This window comes from Corallococcus sp. EGB (assembly GCF_019968905.1).
In the GTDB taxonomy this organism is placed as follows: domain Bacteria; phylum Myxococcota; class Myxococcia; order Myxococcales; family Myxococcaceae; genus Corallococcus.
In genome coordinates this window covers 6,583,991-6,601,121 of the sequence record NZ_CP079946.1, presented here as the reverse complement: position 1 = coordinate 6,601,121, position 17,131 = coordinate 6,583,991, and the positions used below count along the sequence as shown (strand labels likewise).

Genomic DNA, 17,131 nt, shown 5'->3' with positions numbered 1-17,131 from the left:
GTCTCTTACTCTCCGTCTCCCGGCTGGATGCGCAGCCGCTCCGTGTCCGCGTCCGGTGTGGGCGCGATCACCTCGGGCTGTGGCGCGGGGACTGATCTCTCCGAACCCTCCGGAGGCGCCTCGAAATTTCGCGGTGCCTGCTCACCCTGGGGGGCGGGGGCGGCGCCTTGCGGCGGGGGCGGCGCTCCCCCGCCCGGCCGCGCGGGGGAGGGGGAGGGAGCGGACGTCCCCCCGGTGCCCTGCGTGCCGTTGGGGCGGATGACGCGCTCGTTGGGCGTGCCGCCGCCGCCGTTCTCCACGCGCTGCTCTTCCTTGATGACGGCCTGGTTCATGCGCGACAGGGGGCCGGGCTTGCGGCTGAAGTCCACCGCGACGTCGTAGCCGGGGACCTGGCCGTAGAACTGCTCCACGAACTGCTGCCGCTCCTTCATCTTGCGCTCGAAGATGCGACGGAAGTCGTCCTGGCCGCGGATGATGTACGGCGTGAGGAAGAGCAGCAGGTTCGTCTTCGTCTTGCGGCGCGTGGTGTCGCGGAACAGGTGGCCCAGCAGCGGGATGTCACCCAGCACCGGCACCTTGGAGACGGACTCCAGCGTGCGGTCCTGCATGATGCCGCCAATCACCACCGTCTCCATGTCCCGGGCGATGATCGTCGTCTTCGCGCTGCGCTTGGACGTGGTGGGGCCGAGGACGGGGTCCGTGGACGCGATCTCCTCCGTCTGCTCCGTGATGACCAGGCGGATGTAGTCGCTCTCGTTGATCTGCGGCTTGACGGTGAGCTTGAGCTCCACGTTCTGGCGGGTGATGGGCGCGTACAGCGAGCCCAGGCCGCCCAGCGAGCCCAGCAGCGAGGCCTGCACGCCGTTGACGCCGGTGTTGCCGCCCGTGAGCGAGCTGCCCAGCGCGGACGGGGTGAAGCCGGACTGGAAGGGCACGTTCTGGCCCACCGTGATTTCGGCCTCCTCGTTGTCGCTGGTGAGCAGGTGCGGCGTGGACAGCACGTTCACGTCGGACGACTGCTGCATGGCGTTGAGCACCACGCCGAAGGCCGGGATGTCGATGCCCAGTGCCTTGAGCTCCGGCAGCACGGGGCCCTGGATGCCGGCGAGGAAGCCGCCCATGCTGGCCAGGTTCGCCAGCGAGAAGGACGGCGGGATGGAGCCGCCGGAGTAGTTGGTGCCCAGGATGCCCGGGATGGCGCCGTTGTCCGTCTTCAGGCTGAAGCCCTGGTGGAAGTTGATGCCGAACTCGCTGTTGCGGTCCAGGTTCACCTCCATGATCACCGCCTCCACGAACACCTGACGGCGCGGCTGATCCAGCTGCTGGATGATCTGGACGATGTTCTTGTAGTCCGCCTGGCTGGCGACGATGACCAGCGAGTTGGTGCCCTTGTCCGCGGAGATCTTCACCTCGCCGCTGAACAGCTCCGCGGCCTGGGTGGGCGCGCGCGGCAGGCCCTGCGCCTGGGCGGGGATGGGGCCGCGCTGGGGGCGGTTGGCGGTGCCCTGCGCGAGCGACTGGAGCGTGCTGGCCAGCTCCTCCGAGTTGGCGTTCTCCAGCGGGTAGACGTTGATCTTGTTGCCGCTGCCGGACGGGATGTCGATCTCCCGCACCAGGTCCTGGATGCGGCCGAAGGCGGCGGGGCTGGCCACGACGATGAGCTTGTTGGTGCGCTCGTCCGGGATGATCTGCGACAGGGTGGCCACGCCGCTGGACTCGGTGCCGGCCGCGCCCTCCATGCCGGGAGGCGGCGAGCCGGGAGTGCCCTGCGGCGTGAAGGCGCCTGCGCGCTGACCCGCGCGGCCGCCCGCGCCGGCCTTGGCTTCAAAGAGCTTCTGGATGGTGTTGGCCACGTCCTGCGCGGTGGCGTACTGCACCTGGATGATGCGCATCTCGTCGCTGGAGGCGCGGGTGTCCAGCTGGTTGATGAGGCGCTCCAGGCGGTGGATGTTGGAGCCCACGTCGTTGACGATGATGGTGTCCGGCGGGTACGGGATGGTGTCGCCGTCCTTGGACACGAGCTGCTGGAGGACGCCGCGCAGCGGCTCCACCTCCACGTACTTGATCTTGAACAGCTTGGTGACCATCTGCTCGTTCGTCGTGTACGGGGTGTTCTCGTCCACGATGGTCGGGATGGGGTTCTGCTTCGCCGAGCGCTTGTCGACGATCTTCAGGAAGCGGCCGTAGGGGTAGACGGCGAGCCCGTTGGCGTCGAGCGCGGCGAGGAAGGCGGAGTAGAACGAGTCCGCGTCCACCTCCACGCGGCCGTTCTCCGGGCCGATGATGGAGATCTTCCCGCGCACGTTCTCCGGGAGGATGAAGGTGCGGCAGGTGGCGTCCGACACGGTCTGGACGAGCTTCTCGATGTCCACCTTGTCGAAGTAGATGCCGTAGCGCGCGTTGCGCCGGGCCTGCTCGCACGTGGGCGTCTGGCGGGGGCCCTGGTTCTCGGCGGGCGCCGTGGCGCCACCGCCCTGCGGGGTGATGGTCCGGTCACCCTGGGCCGCCGGAGCGGGGGCCGGGGAGCCGGGCTGCGTGGGACGGCGCTGGGCCCACGCGGGGACGGAGAGCGCGAGGCACAGACAGAGCAGCCAGGACGGGAGCGTCGTCTTCATGGAGGAGCGGGCGCTGTGGCGGGGGTGTTTAACGGACGTTGTAGGATTTGCGGATCGGCGCGCCGTTGCGCTCGATCTCGATCTCGATGCGGGAGGAGTCCTTCAGCTTCGAGTAGATCTCCAGCGCCTTTTCAGGGCTGTTCATGTCGAAGCCGTTGATGCGGCGGATGACGTCGCCGTTCTGGACGCCGATCTTCGAATAGATGCTGTCCGGGCGGATGGAGAACAGCTTGAAGCCCACCGCCTGGCCGTCCTTGAAGGCGGGCACGATGCGCGCCTGCATCGCCACGTCGTTGAGGTTGCTCAACGTCTTGTCGATCTCCGCCTTGGGGACCTCGTACTCGTTCTCACCCGTGGACTTGATGCCGTTGCCCAGGCTGTTGGTCGGGGTGGCGGCGGGAGTGGCCATGGGGGGCGGGGTGTAGGCGGCCACGGCGCCGTCACCGGGCTGCCCGTCGATGAACTCGCGGCGGCCGCCGTTGTTGATGATCACGCGCTCGCGTTCGATCTCCATGATGGTGGCGCCCATCAGGTTGTTGCCGATCATGTACGTCTGCGACCGCTGCGTGGTCATGTCCTGGATGGACGCGAAGGACCAGTCCGGGTTGGCCGCGACGAGCGTGCCCAAAAGCTTCACGCGCAGGCCGCTCTTGGCCGGCGGTGCGTTGGCGTCGAACTGGGGAGGACCCGGGGGCTCCTTCACCGCGACCTCCACCTCCGGCAGCTTCACGCCGGTGAGCTTCGACAGGCGCTCCGGGTCGAGGGAGGCAAGGCCGCTGTCCGCGGCGTGGGGTCGCTGCGCGCCCCGGGCCGGAGCCTCGGACGCGGGCGCGGGGGAGATGGAGGATTCAACGAACAGGTTCACCGTGCGCGCCGCCAACAGGGCGACGAGCAGGATGAACAGCAGGTTCACGCTCCAGAAGTACTTGCGAAAGAAGAGTTCCATCACGCTTCCGGGAGAAAGCCAGCCCCATGGAGGACCTTGAGCAAGGCAGGTGCCATCGTTGGGCGGGCGTCAAACCCAGGCCTTACGGCCAAGTCCGCGAAATTATTTCGGAATAGGACGGAGCCCCGGCCAGGGGAGCGGCGGGGACCGGGGCCAGGGACAAATTGTCAAAAGCAGGCGGGGGCCGGTGTGACGGCCTGTCAGTCCGCGTCGGTGGGGGGGGAGGGGGGCGTCGCGGGGGTTTCCGGGCCGCCCTGCTCGCGCTCCAGCTTGCGGTAGATGGTGCGCGCGGCGATGCCCAGCAGGCGGGCGGCGAGCGTCTTGTCGCCGCGGGTGTGGCGCAGGGTCTCGTGGATGACGCGCCTTTCGATCTCCTCCATGGGCGTCCCGATGGGGATGACCAGCTGTCCGGCGGAGCCCAGGGGCCCCTTGCGCACGGACTCCGGCAGGTCGCTCGCCTCCAGCACGTCCGTGCGGGCCAGCACCACGGCGCGCTCCACGGCGTGCTCCAGCTCGCGCACGTTGCCGGGCCACGCGTAGTTCTCCAGCACGTTCAGCGCGTCCGGAGAGAAGCCGCGCAGCACCTTGCCGTTCTTCGCGGCGAAGCGGCGCAGGAACGCCTCCGCCAGCAGCGGGATGTCCTCGCGGCGCGACGCGAGCGCGGGCACGCGGATCTCGACCACGTGCAGGCGGTAGTAGAGGTCCTCGCGGAAGCGGCCCTCCGCGACCTCCTTCTGCAGGTCCTTGTTGGTGGCGGCGACGAGCCGCACGTCCACCTTCACGACCTGCGTGCCGCCCAGCCGTTCCAGTTCTCCCTCCTGGAGCACGCGCAGGAGCTTCACCTGCGCGGAGAGGGGCATCTCGCCCACCTCGTCCAGGAAGAGGGTGCCGCCGTCGGCGCGCTCGAAGCGGCCCTCGCGGCGGGTGACGGCGCCGGTGTACGCGCCGCGCTCCACGCCGAAGAGCTCCGCCTCCAGGATGCTCTCCGGGATGGCGCCGCAGTTGACCGCGATGAACGGCTGCTTCGCCCGGGCGGAGTGCTCATGCAGCGCGCGGGCGGCCAGCTCCTTCCCGGTGCCGGACTCGCCCAGCAGCAGCACCGTGGCGGTGGAGGGCGCGGCCTGGCGGATGGTGTCCAGCATGGCGCGGAAGGCGGGGGACTGGCCCACCATGGCGCGCCCGCCGGCGGGGTTGATCTCCGCGAGCTTGGCCTTGAGGGAGGTGTTCTCCTGGACGAGCGCCTGCTTCTCCAGCGCCTTCTGCACGGCCTTCACCAGGGCGTGGCGCTTGAGGGGCTTGGTGATGAAGTCGTAGGCGCCGTCCTTCATGGCGGCCACGGCCGTCTCCACCGTGCCGTAGGCGGTCATCAGGACCACCTCCACGTCCGGGCGGATGGTCCGGCTGGCCTTGAGCAGCTCCTGGCCGTCCATGCCGGGCATCATCAGGTCGGTGACCATGACGCTGACCTCGGGGCGCCGGAGCATCTCCAGCGCCTCCGTGCCCTGCGCGGCGGACAAGGTGGCGAAGCCTTCCCGCTGGAAGATGCGGGCGACGGAATCGAGGTTGGCGCGGTCGTCGTCGACGACCAGGACCGTGGGAGATGTCATGGGAGTGCGGGGCCTCTCCAACACCGCCCTGCAATCCCCATTCCCTTCAGGCCTGCTCTTCGTCCGGTTCCAGGGGCCCGCCGCCCATGCGGCCAATGTCCTCGCGGCGCACCTTGTCCACGTTGAAGCGGCGGGCGCTGGCGAGCATGCGGCTGAGGGTGGCGTCGAAGGTGGGCGGAGGGCCGTCCTTGCGGAAGCGCAGGAAGTTGAGCCGGGCGACGACGAAGTTCTTGAGGTAGGGGCTCTGGAGGCCGCGCTCCTTGAGGGCGTTGACGATGGCGATCACCGCGTCATCCAGCTCCAGCAGCGCGTCCGCCTGGGCGTCGCGCACGGCCAGGGCCTGGGGCAGCGGCACGCCCTGGAAGCCGTCCACCACCTTGACGAAGGGGTGGTAGGCGCCCGCGGAGAAGCGGGGGCGCTTCTCGTAGGCGGCGCCGAGGGTGAGGAAGGAGGGCTCGTCGAAGAGGTGGGCGAAGGCGGACTCCTTGCCCGGGCGGTTCGCGCCCACCAGGCCCCGCGCCATGCGGATGACCTCCAGCGAGCGCTCCTTCAGGTTGTGGGCCTTCTCCGTGTTGAGGGCGAGGATCTGATAGGCCACGTCCTCGTCCGGGAGGATGAGCGCGACGATGGACTTCGCGCCCAGCATGCGGCTGGCGTTGAGCCGGTGGTTGCCGTTGGGCGTCCAGTAGCGGCCCTCCATGCGCACGGCGATGACGGGGTCCAGAAAGCGATCCAGGCGCTCCATGGCGGTGACGAGCCGCTTGACGTGCGGCTCGGACAGGTCGCGCTGGTAGGGCGTGGGCTCCACCTTGTCGATGGGGAGCGCGGCGAAGACGATGGGGTGCCCGCCCAGCGGGTCTCGGTAGACGGAGAGCACCTCGCCGCCGTCCTCGCGCACCGCCTGGAGGAGGGCGTCGGGGAAGGCGACGGCCTCGCTCGCCACCTCCGCCGCGCTCAGGCCCCGCGACTTCGGTTCGGCCTTCTTGCGGCGCGGCTTGCGCGGCGTGGCCGATTTCGACTTCGCGGGGGCGGCGGACTTGCGGGCGGACTTCGCGGCCATGCGGGGCGGACCTCCAACCGGGGGGAAAGAGGTCCGCGAGCGTAGGCCACCGCGTGGCGCCGGCTATGCGCCCGAGACGGTGAGCTGTCGGAAGCGGACAGTGGGCGCGCCCACGCTGCCGCCCCGGAACTGGAGGTCGCTGCCCACCGCGTCCACGTCCTTCAACATCTGGAGGAGGTTGCCCGCGACCGTCACCTCCTGCACCGGGTGCGTCAGCTCACCGTTCTCAATCCAAAGGCCGTTGGCCCCGCAGGACATGTCCCCGGACACCGGATCCGCGCCGTGGCCCAGGAGGGCGGTGATGTAGAGGCCCTGGGGGACCTCGCGGATGAGCTCCTCCGGCGTCCTGGGGCCCTTCTCCAGGTAGAGGTTGGTGGTGCCGATGCCCGGCAGCGCGTTGTAGCCGCGCGACGCGTTGCCCGTGGTGCGCGCCTTCGCCTTGCGCGCGGTGAAGGCGTCGTAGAGGAAGCCGGACAGCACGCCCTGATCGATGATGGGCGTGCGGCGCGTGGGGACGCCCTCGCCATCGAACGGCGCGGTGGCCAGGCCCCGGGGCAACAGGCCGTCATCCACCAGCGTGACGTGCTTGCCCGCGAGCCGCTTGCCCAGGTGGGGCGCGAGCACGCTGGCCTGCTGGTGGACGGCGTTGCCATTGGCGGCCTGGGACAGGTTGCCCACGAAGCTCGCGGCCACCAGCGGGTCGAACACCACCGGCACCTGCTGCGTCTTCACCGGCTTCGCGCCCAGCATGCGCACGGCGCGCTTCGCGGCCTCGCGGCCGATGGACTCGGGCGACTCCAGGTCGTCCAGGAAGCGCTTGTAGTCCAGCCAGTAGCCCGTCTGGAGCTGCCCGTCCTGCGCCGCCACCGGCACCGCGACCAGGTACACGTACGTGCCGGAGTAGCCGCCGGTCGCGCCCTCGCTGGAGGCCAGGTACACCTCCGCCACGAAGTCGCCCGCGGACACGGAGTCGAACGTGGCCACGCGCGCGTCCTGCGCCCGGCCCGCGCGCTCCGCCTCCAGCGCCGCGTTGATCTTCCAGTCGCCGGGCAGGTTCGCGACCTTCGGGTCGAAGAGGGCGCCGGTGTCCCCGCGCTTGCCCAGGTCCTTCGTGCCGGGCAGGCCGTTCAGCTTGTTGGGCGCGGCGGCCTCCGCCAGTTGAACGGCCAGGTCCACCACGCGGTCCAGTCCGGCGGGGGTGAAGTCGGAGGTGTAGGCGAAGCCCAGCCGGTCCTTCACGATGACCCGCACGCCCACGCCCTTGCTGGTGGCCTCCGTGAGGTCTTCAATCTGCCCTTCGCGGACGCGCACGCTGCTCTGGCGGCCCACCTCCAGGAAGGCTTCCGCCTGCTTCGCGCCCTTCTTCACGGCGCGCTGGACGATCTTCTTCGCGAGCTGTTCGTAGTTCACGGGAGTCCTCAGCCGACCTTCGTTCCGCCCACGGTCACGTTGTCGATGCGCACGGTGGGCAGGCCCACGCCCACGGGCAGCATCTGCCCATCCTTCACGCAGATGCCCATGCCGGGGTCCGGCAGCGGGTCACACCCCACGCGGCTGATGTTCTTCAGCGCCTCCGGCCCCACGCCGATGAGGATGGCGTTCTTCACCGGGCGGCCCAGCCTGCCGTCTTCAATCTGGTAGGCCTCGCTGACCTCGAAGACGAAGTTGCCGTTGCTGATGTCCACCTGGCCTCCGCCGAAGGTGGCGCAGTACAGCCCGCGCTTCACCTCCTTGAGGATGTCCTCCGGCGCGTGGTCCCCGGGCGCCAGGAAGGTGTTCGTCATGCGCGGCAGGGGCAGGCTCTTGAAGGACTCGCGCCGGCCCGAGCCGGTGGAGCGCTGGTTCATCAGCTTCGCGTTGAGCTGATCATAGAGGTAGCCCTTGAGGACGCCGTTCTCGATGAGGACCTTGCGCTCACCCGGCACGCCCTCGTCGTCGATGTTGATGGACCCGCGCGCGCTGGACACCGTGCCGTCGTCGATGACCGTCACCAGGTCCGAGGCCACCTTCTCCCCCAGCTTGCCCGCGAACAGCGACGTGCCCTTGCGGATGAAGTCCGCCTCCAGGCCGTGGCCCACCGCCTCGTGCAGGAGGATGCCGCTCCAGCCGGGCGCCAGCACCACCGTCTGCGGACCGGCCACGCAGTCCACCGCGCCCAGCGTGGCCACGGCCTGTCGCGCGGCCTCCTCGGCCACGGACTCCGGCGTCACGCTGTCCCAGTAGGTGAAGGACACCCGGCCGCCGCTGCCGTACATGCCGGTGCGCCGCTCGCCGCCCCTGCCCAGCGCCACCACGTGCACGCTCATGCGCGACTGGTCCTGCGTGTCCTCGCTGAGGCGGCCGGCGGTGTTGGCCACGGCGATGCGCCGCGTCTGATCCACATAGGACGCGTTCACCTGCTGGATGCGCGAGTCGAAGGCGCGGGCGGCGATGTCCGCGCGGGTGAGGAGCGCCGTCTTGCGCGCCACCGCCACGTCCTCCAGCGGCTGCCCCACGCGGTAGTGGCTGGGCACCGGCACGCGCTTGACGGGGTAGGCGCGCTCGGAGCCGCCGCCCTGGGCGATCATCGCCGCGGTGCGCGCGGCGCGGACGAGCGCGGCCTCGTCCCAGTCGTCGGAGTAGGCATAGCCCACCTTGGCCCCGGCGATGACGCGCACGCCCACGCCCTGCACCAGGCCCACCTGCGCGCTGCGGATGCGCTGCTCCTCCAGCACCACGGCCGTGGTGGACGTGCGCTCCACGTACACCTCCGCGAAGTCCGCGCCCCGCGCCATGGCTTCCGCCAGCAGACGTTCCAACAGACCGGGGGGCAGGAGCGGGGGCGCGGCCGCCTGCCGTGCGGCCGGAGGGGCGAGCTGGGCGGGACGGGCGCGCCGGGAGGGCGCGAGGGCTCGGGGCATGGGGTGGCTCGTGGCGCTGAGGAAAGAGGGAATGGAGGAAACCTACATCGGAGACGGGACGGCGTGCGGGCCAACGAACCGGAGCGAGCCCGTCTTCCCTGAAAGGAACGCCGGAGCGCATTCCCACCGTGCGATGGGCGCTCTAAGATGCTGGCCGCTTCAACCCGGACCCACCCATGCCTCCTCGCCGTCCCCCACCGTCATCGCGTTCAGGCACCGGCCGCCCGGCCGGGGGCGCGAAGGCGGACCGCCGCCCCCCTGCTCCCGCTGGAGGCGGCTCGCGCCGCGTCTCCGCCGTGCCGGATGAAGACTGGTCCGCGCCCCTGTCGGGCGAGGACAGCCAGGACGGAGGCGATCCGGAGCTGTACGGCGACGCGGAGCCCGTGCGTTCGCGCACGGGCGAGACGCGGGTGGCCTCCATCTCGGACATGCGTCCGGAGGCGGAGGAGCCCGCCGAGGAAGAGGAGGACAACTCCGAGACGACGCGCGCCGGCCCCCCGGTGCTGATGCTGGTGCTGGACGGCCCGGACAAGGGGCGCAAGAAGCGCTTCAAGGGCGTGCGCATGGTGGTGGGGCGCAGCAAGGAATGCGACTTCGCCCTGGGCGACCAGACCGTGTCCCGCCGCCACCTGGAGCTCGTCTACGGCGAGAACGGCGTGGTGATGCGCGACCTGGGCGGCATCTCCGGCACCCAGGTGAACGACCAGAAGGTCGACGAGTGCATCCTGAAGCACGGGGATGAAATCTCCGTGGGCAAGACGCGCCTGCGCTTCGTGGACGAAGGCGAGCTCATCAAGGAGATGCGCGCCAAGGCCGAGTCCGGCGAGGTCGAGAAGAAGGAGGAAAAGAAGGAGGAGAAGAAGGACCCTCGCCTGGATGAGAAGACCAACGCGAACTACAAGCTCGCGGACCTGATGCGCGACGAGAAGGCGCGCAAGACGGGCGTGCCCCGTCCGCGTCCGGTGCGCTCGTCGGCGCGCGAGGGCTTCAAGCCCACCTTCAAGATGAAGGTGGGCGCGGCGGTGGGGGGCCTGCTGCTCCTGATGCTGATCATGGGCCTGGCGCTGTCCAAGGGGAACCAGCCGCCGCCCAAGCCGCCGGTGGACCCCAACCAGGTGCGCGCCCAGGAGCTGATGCAGCGCGCTCGCGACAAGGTGCGCGACGGCGATTACGCGGACGCGGTGCGCTTCGCCCAGGAGGCGGAGAAGCTGCGCGTGGGCATCGACGTGGACGGCGTGGCCAAGGCGGCGCAGAAGCTCCAGGACATCATGGACTCGTTCCAGGCGGTCCGGGGGCTGATGGCGGAGAACCGCTACGTGGACGCCCGCGCGAAGCTGAACGCCACGCCCGAGGGCACGGCGCGCACGGACGACGAGCGCAAGAAGCTGGTGGAGGAGCTCGACCAGCGGGAGCAGACGTATACGCTGAACCTCATCGATGAGGCGCTGAAGGAGCGCCGGCCGGACGACGCGCGCACCCTCATCGTGGAGCTGCCGCAGGGCATGCGTTCCCTCTACGAGCAGAAGCTCTCGGACCTGGAGAGTCAACTGGCCAAGGAGGCCCAGCAGGCCGTGCGGCAGGCCGGCATCCGTCAGGCGGTGGCGGCGGAGAACGCCAAGCAGCGCCGCGCGGCGTTCGTCGCGGAGGCCTTCCAGGACGTGGAGCGCCGCTTCAACGGCGGGGACTTCCAGCGCGCGACGCTGGAGGTGGACCGGGTGATGGACAGGTTCCGCAACGAGGCGGACATCCAGGCCCGCGCGCGCAACCTGAAGAAGCTCATCCCCCAGTTTCGCTCCGCCTTCGAGGAGGGCCAGAAGAAGTACGAGAACAACTCGCTGGAGGCGTCCGTAAAGCCGCTGCGCCGCGCGGCGGAGGTGTACCGGCAGATCGGCTTCGCGGGCTCGCTGGGTGACACGCTGGACAACGAGCTGGCGTCCGCGTCCGTGGCGGCGGGGCAGGCGGCCTTCAAGCGCAAGGAGTACCCGCTGGCGGGCCGCAGCTTCCGCGAGGCGCTGCGCCTCAACCCGGGCGACTCGCGCGCCCGCGACGGCCTGGATGAGCTGCAGAAGAAGGTGGAGGAGCTGTACCTGTCGGCGTACATCTCGCGCGACCGCGATCCGGCCCTGGCGACGGAGCAGTTCAAAATCGTCATCGAGGCCTCCGCGGAGGGCGCGGACGTGAAGCGCAAGGCGGAGATGGCGCTGAGCGAGCTGCAGAAGGGCGGCGGTTCGTAGCGCGAGCACCGGAGGCCGCCCACCTTCGTCCCGTGGGCGGCGGCCTCCCTTCCTGGATTCCTGTCACACCTGTCGTCGTGCGCGGTCTGGAGACACTGGATGAACGAGTCGTCGTTGCGTGAGTTGGGCATGGACCTGCTCGAGGAGCGCCAGTTCGAGCGCGCCCTCGCCGTCTTCGCGGAGGCCGTTCGCCGCGTGCCCGCCGACCACCGCTCACGCATGCTGGCATCCCGGTGTCTGGCGGAGCTGGGCGAGCGCGAGCGCGCCGTCACCGCGTACCACGCGTGCGCGGAGGGGCTCTTGCGCCGCGACTACCTCTTGAGCGCCATGGCCGCGTGCAAGCTGGCCCTGGAGCTGTCCCCCAACGAGCGGCGCCTGAAGGAGACGCTCTACCGCGTGCACTCTCGCGCCGCGCGCAGCGCCCCGGGCCGCGCCGCCGTGCCGCCGCCGCTGCCGCCGGAGCACCTGTACGACGGCAAGGTGGACACGGACCTGATGGGCCTGGTGGGCGAGGAGCTGTCCAACCGCGCCATCGAGGTGCTGGCCGCGCCGGACACCGGCGGCACCGCGGATCCGCAGAGCCGTCCGCCCCTGCCGCTGTTCGCGGACCTGGACCGGGACGCGTTCGTGGACCTGGTGGGGCGCATGGTGTGGCGCACCATCAAGCCGGAAGAGGTCATCAGCCGCGAAGGCGAGCCGGATGACCACCTGCACGTGCTCGTCGCGGGCAAGGCCGAGGTGACGCGCAGGACGGACGGCGAGGACCGCACGCTGGGCTTCCTGGGCGGCGGCTCCATCTTCGGCGAGCTGGCGCTGCTCACCGGCGCGCCGCCCACCGCCACGGTGACGGCGGTGTCGGACTCGGAGGTCTTCGAAATCCGCCGCGAGCACCTCAACGCGGTGGCGAAGAGCCACCCGGCGGTGCCGCAGCTGCTGGCGGACTTCGCGCAGCAGCGCATGATGCGCAACCTGATGGCGAACTCGCCGCTCTTCCAGCAGCTGCCGGAGTCGGAGCGGGGCGCCTTCTTCCAGCGCTTCACCTTCCGCGCGCTGCAGCCCGGGGAGAAGGTCCTGGTAGAGGGCGAGTACTCCCAGGGCCTCTTCCTGGTGCTGGCCGGCGAGCTGACGGTGCAGAAGGAGGACCCGGCGGGCGGCATGGTGACGCTGGGCGTGTTGCGCGAGGGCGACGTGGCGGGGGAGATTTCGCTCCTCACGGGCCTGAGGGCCACGGCCACCGTGTCCGTGACGCGCAAGACGGCGGCGGGGTGGCTCCGGCGCGAGGCCTTCCAGGAGCTGGTGAGGACCTTCCCCAACATCCGCACGTACCTGGAGCAGCTGTCCGACCGCCGGCTGAAGCAGATTGGCGAGGCACTGCGCCCGCTCGAGATCATCGACGCGGACGACATGATGCTGGAGCCGGAGACCGGGGCCGCCTGAGATGGTGCTGACTCAAGCCCGGGTGGTGAGCGGCATGGCGGCGGTGGTCGCCGCGGCGCTGGTGTTGTTCTTCTGGCCGCGCGAGGAGCCGGGCGTGAAGGACGCCGTCACCCGGCGCATCATCGCGATGACGCGCTCGGCGGAGGAGAAGAACGTCGGCGAGGTGATGGAGGGCGTCTCCGACCGGTTCAAGACGCCGGAGGGCTGGAACAAGCAGGACGTGCACCGCATCCTGGCCGGGCAGGTGCTGCGCGGACAGTGGGTTCGCATCTTCACCACCGACATCGACGTGCACGAGGTGTCGCCCACGCAGGGCGACTTCCAGGCGCGCTTCATCTTCGGCCGCTCGCAGGCGGACAAGCTGGAGGACCTGGCCCGGGACAGCGTCCTCAACGCCTACTCCATCGAGGGCACCTTCGAGAAGGAGTCCGACGGCGAGTGGCGCGTGGTGAGGGCGACGCAGCGCCGGTTGGATCCCTCCGACCTGCTCTAGCGGCTCACTGCTGCTGGAAGAGGGGGCTGGCCTCGTTGAGCCAGGCCTTGGCCATGGCGGGCTGGCCGCTGGTCTCCAGGCGCTTCTTGATGTCGTTGGCGCGCGTGGCCAGCTGCTCCACGGGCGCGCCCTGCGCGCGGGCGCGCACGAGCGCGAAGTAGTGCTGCTGGCAGCCGGCGGCGAAATCGCCCTGGGCGAAGAGCAGCTCGCCCAGCGCCGCGTAGGCCTCCGGGATGGTGCCCGCGCCCGTCTCCGGGGCCACGGCGGTGAGCAGCGCCTTCGCGCCGTCGAAGTCCTTGCGCGCGAGCAACAGCGCGCCCTTGGCGTACTGCGCCCGCGCCAGCCCCACGCCGCGCGCCGCGAGCGCCTTGTCGTAGGCGGCGAGCGCGTCGTCCTGGCGTCCGGCCATCTCCATCACACCGCCGCGCGCGAGCCAGTACCGGTCATCCCGGTCCAGCGCGGGCGCCTCCTTGCCGTCCGGCGTCCGCGCCTTCACCTCGCGGAAGGTCTTCTCGTAGGTGTCCAGCAGGGCCAGCGCGCCCTCGCCGTCACCCTGGGCCTGGAGCAGCCGCGCGCCCTCCAGCGTCAGGAGCGGCGCGGTGGGCCGCTTCGCCACCGCCGCCTCGAAGGCCTGGCGGGCCTCCGGCGCGCGCTTCACCGCGAGCGCGCGGCCCCGGGTGAAGAGGGCGTAGTGCTCGTCCGGCCAGGCCTTGAGCGCCGCGTCCACGTGCGTGAGCGCTTCGTCCGGCGCGCCCTTCGCCAGCGCGACCTCCGCCTGGGCCACCGCCACGCGGGCCTGGAGCTCGGGCGTCATGTCCTTGGCGCGCGAGCGCACCTCCTCCAGCGTCGCCGCCACGCCGTCCGGTGGCCGCCCCGCGTACAGCTGGGCCAGCACGGACGACACCCGCGCCAGCAGGTGGTCCGGGTTCGCGGCGGTGGCGCGCCCGAAGGCCTCCACCGCCTGGGGGAACAGGCCCTCATCCAGCAGCGCGTCGCCGTAGGCCACGGAGAAGCGCGGATCCTTCCAGGCCGCTTCCGCCGCGCGCGCGAAGGCCTGGCGGGCCTCCGACAGGCGCCCCTCCTTCTGCAGCAGCCGCGCCTGGGCCAGCGTCAGCTTGGGGCTGCTGGCGCCCTGGGTCTTGAGCTCCTCCAGCAGCTTTTCCGCCTCCCCGGTCTTTCCCTCGCCCACGAGCAGCAGCGCCCGCGCGCCGTAGCGCTCACCGGAGCGCGAGCCCAGCGCCTCCGCGCGCTCCAACTGCTCGCGAGCCTTCGCGTCCGCGCCGGGCTGGTGGTGGGTGAGCCACAGCTCCGCCTGGAGGTCCGCCGCCAGCGCCCGCGCGTCGCGCGAATCCGGCGCGAGCGTGAAGAGGGTCTCCAGGTTCTGCTGCGCCATGGCCAGGTCGCTGGGGTTGCCCTTCAGCACCGCCGCGCGCGCCGTGCGCAGGTGGGCGTCCACCTCCTGGCGCACCTGTCCCCGGTGCACGTACCAGGCGACACCGCCCGCGAGCAGCACGGCGGCGACGCCAATCTGGGCCAGGGCGCTTCCCAGTCCCTCGCGACGCTTCCAGTCACCGCGGCCCGACGTTTCCATGGGGGTGGCCTCACGCGCAAAGATTGAAGGTTTTCAGACAGTGATGCGAAGTAGGACAGGCATGAGCAGATAGGTCTGGCCCCCCTGGGTGTCAACGGGTGGGGGCGCACGCACGTGGGGGCGCCACGCCCCGGAGGCACGCCATGGCCGTGTACACGACACTCCCCCCGGAAGCCTTCACCCACGTGGCGGACGCCTACGGCCTGGGGGCCGTGCGCTCCATGACGCCCATTCCCCAGGGCTCCATCAACACCAACCACCGGCTGGAGACGGACGCGGGCCGCGTCTTCGTGCGCCACACCACCGTGCGCTCGCCGGAGGACCTGCGCTTCGAGGCGTCCCTGCTGGAGCACCTCGCCCGCGCGCACTTCCCCGCGCCCGTGCTGCTCAAGCCGCGGGGGCCCACGCCCTTCCTGGAGCTGCACGGCGGGCGGATCAGCGTCTTCAAGTGGCTGGCGGGAGAGGAGCTCACCCGCGAGCGCCTCACGCCGGAGGTGCTGGAGCGCCTGGGCGCGGAGCTGGGCAAGCTGCACCGGGTGACGCAGTCCTTCGGCGGCTCGCGCGCGAACCCCTACGGCCCCGGGGTGGTGAAGGGCTGGCTGGACGGGCTGTCGCGGCGGCCGGAGCCGGAGCTGGTGGCCGTGGCGGCGGAGCTGGAGGGCCACCTCGCGCGCGCGGAAGGGGAGCACCAGGGGCTGGAGCCCCGGGGCGTCATCCACGCGGACCTCTTCCTGGACAACGTGAAGTGGCTGGGCGACCGCGTGGGCGCCTTCTTCGACTTCGAGATGGCCTGCGTGGACGCGTACGCGCTCGACGTGGCCATCACCCTCAACGCGTGGTGCTTCGAGGGGACGTACCAGCCGGCGCTCTGCCTGGCGCTCCTGCGCGGCTACCAGGACGCCCGGCCGCTGTCGGAGGTGGAGAAGCGGGCGCTGTACGGCCACGCCCTCTATGGCGCGGTGCGCTTCACCACCAGCCGGATTCGCGACTACCACCTGTCGCCGCTGGGCGCGGACAAGCTCGCGCCCAAGGACTTCCGCACCTATCTCGCCCGCGCGCGGGCCCTGGACGGCATGGGCCCGGACGGGCTGCGGGCGCTGGTGGGCGTGTGACGAAGGCCGCCCGCGGCTAGATGCCGGAGACGATCTTCCACTCGCCGTTGATCTTCTGGAACACCATCTGCTCCAGCTCCGAGTCCGACTGGGGCCGGGCGTTGAGGCCGGGCATCCGCCAGGACGCGTTCCAGTAGTAGATGGCGAGCGCGACGTCCCCTTCACGGAACTCCACGCGGCGGACGTTGAAGTCCACCTTGGGGTTCTGCAGCTTCTGGAAGAGGGCCTGGAGGTGGGGCCCCAGGTTGTCGGCGGTGAGGTCATCCGACGGGTCGTCCGGGGTGCCGCCGTCGTCGCGGAACTTCGGGGACACCAGCGCCTGGATGGCCTTCGCGTCGCGGGCCTCCAGGGCGGCGCGGTACTTCTCCATCACGGCGAGGATGGCGCGGGTGTCATCGGTGTCTTCCAACTCCGTGCCGGGGATGCGCTTCGGGGCGCACGCGGCCAGGAGGAAGACGGCGCAGAGGGCGAGGAAGCGGTTGTTCATGGCGGGGCCTTATGGGTTCAACCGCATTTGTGTCAACCCATTCCCAGGCCCCGCCGGCCCGCGCGCGCTTTGACTATTTGGCGCGGATGACTTCAGCGATGAAGCGGTTGAGCACGGGCAGCTCACCGTCGAGGATCTTCAGCCCCTCCGTCTTGATGAGCGGCTCCGCGATGAGGGCCACGGGCTTGAGCAGGAAGGGCACCTTGAGCGACAGCTCGCCCTCCATCTTGCGCTCCGTCTGGCCATTGCCCAGGTCGCGCAGCTTCAGCACTCCCGTGTTCACCAGCATCTTGGAGATGGTGTGCGACGTGGGCGTGTTGGTGAACTTGAGCGTCTTGGTGCGCTTGTCGTAGGTGGACGTCTCGATGAAGGCGAACCACTCCGGGGACACCTTCTTGGGGCCCACGGAGGAGATGACGGGCTTGGGGCGGTAGCGCACCTTGCGGTGCACGCGGTCACCGTCGACGCGCACCTCCTGGGGCTGCAGCTCCAGCAGGACGCCGTGGTGCTGGAGGAGGAACGGGAAATAGCGCTCGTCCAACAGCGCGCGCTCCACCTCGTCCGCCGTCCCCTGGATGTACTGCGTCTTCTCGAAGTGCATGCCCCATCCACCTTTCCGTCAATGCGTGAATCACTGAGTCCGCAGGGG

Annotated in this window: 13 protein-coding genes; 4 read left to right on the top strand and 9 right to left on the bottom strand. The window is 70.4% G+C overall.

Annotated features, from left to right (window positions below):
* Positions 1 to 5: 5 nt before the first annotated feature.
* The 6 genes from gspD to KYK13_RS26955 form a co-directional block, all read right to left on the bottom strand.
* Positions 6 to 2,615: a type II secretion system secretin GspD gene (gene gspD / locus KYK13_RS26980; protein ID WP_223635152.1), complete on the bottom strand. Its 2,610-nt coding sequence runs from the start codon at positions 2,613 to 2,615 to the stop codon at positions 6 to 8.
* Positions 2,616 to 2,643: 28 nt separating this feature from the next.
* Positions 2,644 to 3,561 (bottom strand): type II secretion system protein GspC, encoded by a 918-nt coding sequence (gene gspC, locus KYK13_RS26975; RefSeq protein ID WP_223635150.1) that lies wholly within the window; start codon positions 3,559 to 3,561, stop codon positions 2,644 to 2,646.
* 200 nt (positions 3,562 to 3,761) lie between these two features.
* The gene (locus tag KYK13_RS26970) at positions 3,762 to 5,168 is read right to left on the bottom strand and encodes a sigma-54 dependent transcriptional regulator (RefSeq protein ID WP_223635148.1); all 1,407 of its coding nucleotides are present in this window, start codon (positions 5,166 to 5,168) and stop codon (positions 3,762 to 3,764) included.
* 46 nt (positions 5,169 to 5,214) lie between these two features.
* Positions 5,215 to 6,228: a ParB/RepB/Spo0J family partition protein gene (locus tag KYK13_RS26965; protein WP_223635146.1), complete on the bottom strand. Its 1,014-nt coding sequence runs from the start codon at positions 6,226 to 6,228 to the stop codon at positions 5,215 to 5,217.
* 63 nt (positions 6,229 to 6,291) lie between these two features.
* Entirely contained in the window at positions 6,292 to 7,638 is a 1,347-nt protein-coding gene (locus tag KYK13_RS26960; RefSeq protein ID WP_223635143.1) for a TldD/PmbA family protein, read from the bottom strand.
* Between the two features lie 8 nt (positions 7,639 to 7,646).
* Positions 7,647 to 9,128, bottom strand: a complete 1,482-nt coding sequence (locus KYK13_RS26955) for a TldD/PmbA family protein (RefSeq protein ID WP_223635140.1) — start codon at positions 9,126 to 9,128, stop codon at positions 7,647 to 7,649.
* A gap of 176 nt (positions 9,129 to 9,304) precedes the next feature.
* Between KYK13_RS26955 and KYK13_RS26950 the strand changes: the two genes are divergently transcribed.
* The 3 genes from KYK13_RS26950 to KYK13_RS26940 all read left to right on the top strand — a co-directional run bounded on the left by KYK13_RS26950 (position 9,305) and on the right by KYK13_RS26940 (position 13,292).
* Positions 9,305 to 11,362, top strand: coding sequence for an FHA domain-containing protein (locus tag KYK13_RS26950; RefSeq protein WP_223635138.1), 2,058 nt, complete (start codon positions 9,305 to 9,307; stop codon positions 11,360 to 11,362).
* Positions 11,363 to 11,461: 99 nt separating this feature from the next.
* Entirely contained in the window at positions 11,462 to 12,799 is a 1,338-nt protein-coding gene (locus KYK13_RS26945; protein WP_223635135.1) for a cyclic nucleotide-binding domain-containing protein, read from the top strand.
* Position 12,800: 1 nt separating this feature from the next.
* Positions 12,801 to 13,292: a hypothetical protein gene (locus KYK13_RS26940; RefSeq protein ID WP_223635132.1), complete on the top strand. Its 492-nt coding sequence runs from the start codon at positions 12,801 to 12,803 to the stop codon at positions 13,290 to 13,292.
* A gap of 4 nt (positions 13,293 to 13,296) precedes the next feature.
* Here the strand turns inward: KYK13_RS26940 and KYK13_RS26935 are convergent, their stop codons facing one another.
* Positions 13,297 to 14,883, bottom strand: a complete 1,587-nt coding sequence (locus KYK13_RS26935; protein ID WP_223635129.1) for a tetratricopeptide repeat protein — start codon at positions 14,881 to 14,883, stop codon at positions 13,297 to 13,299.
* A gap of 143 nt (positions 14,884 to 15,026) precedes the next feature.
* Here KYK13_RS26935 and KYK13_RS26930 point away from each other — a divergent pair, with 143 nt between their 5' ends.
* On the top strand, positions 15,027 to 15,995 hold the full coding sequence (locus KYK13_RS26930) for a homoserine kinase (RefSeq protein ID WP_223635126.1): 969 nt from the start codon (positions 15,027 to 15,029) through the stop codon (positions 15,993 to 15,995).
* A gap of 16 nt (positions 15,996 to 16,011) precedes the next feature.
* On the opposite strand, the gene KYK13_RS26925 is transcribed toward KYK13_RS26930, so the two are convergent.
* Both KYK13_RS26925 and KYK13_RS26920 read right to left on the bottom strand, forming a co-directional pair.
* Positions 16,012 to 16,482 (bottom strand): nuclear transport factor 2 family protein, encoded by a 471-nt coding sequence (locus KYK13_RS26925; protein WP_223635123.1) that lies wholly within the window; start codon positions 16,480 to 16,482, stop codon positions 16,012 to 16,014.
* Positions 16,483 to 16,555: 73 nt separating this feature from the next.
* Complete coding sequence (locus KYK13_RS26920) at positions 16,556 to 17,083, bottom strand: hypothetical protein (protein WP_223635120.1); 528 nt, start codon at positions 17,081 to 17,083, stop codon at positions 16,556 to 16,558.
* Positions 17,084 to 17,131: the final 48 nt, after the last annotated feature.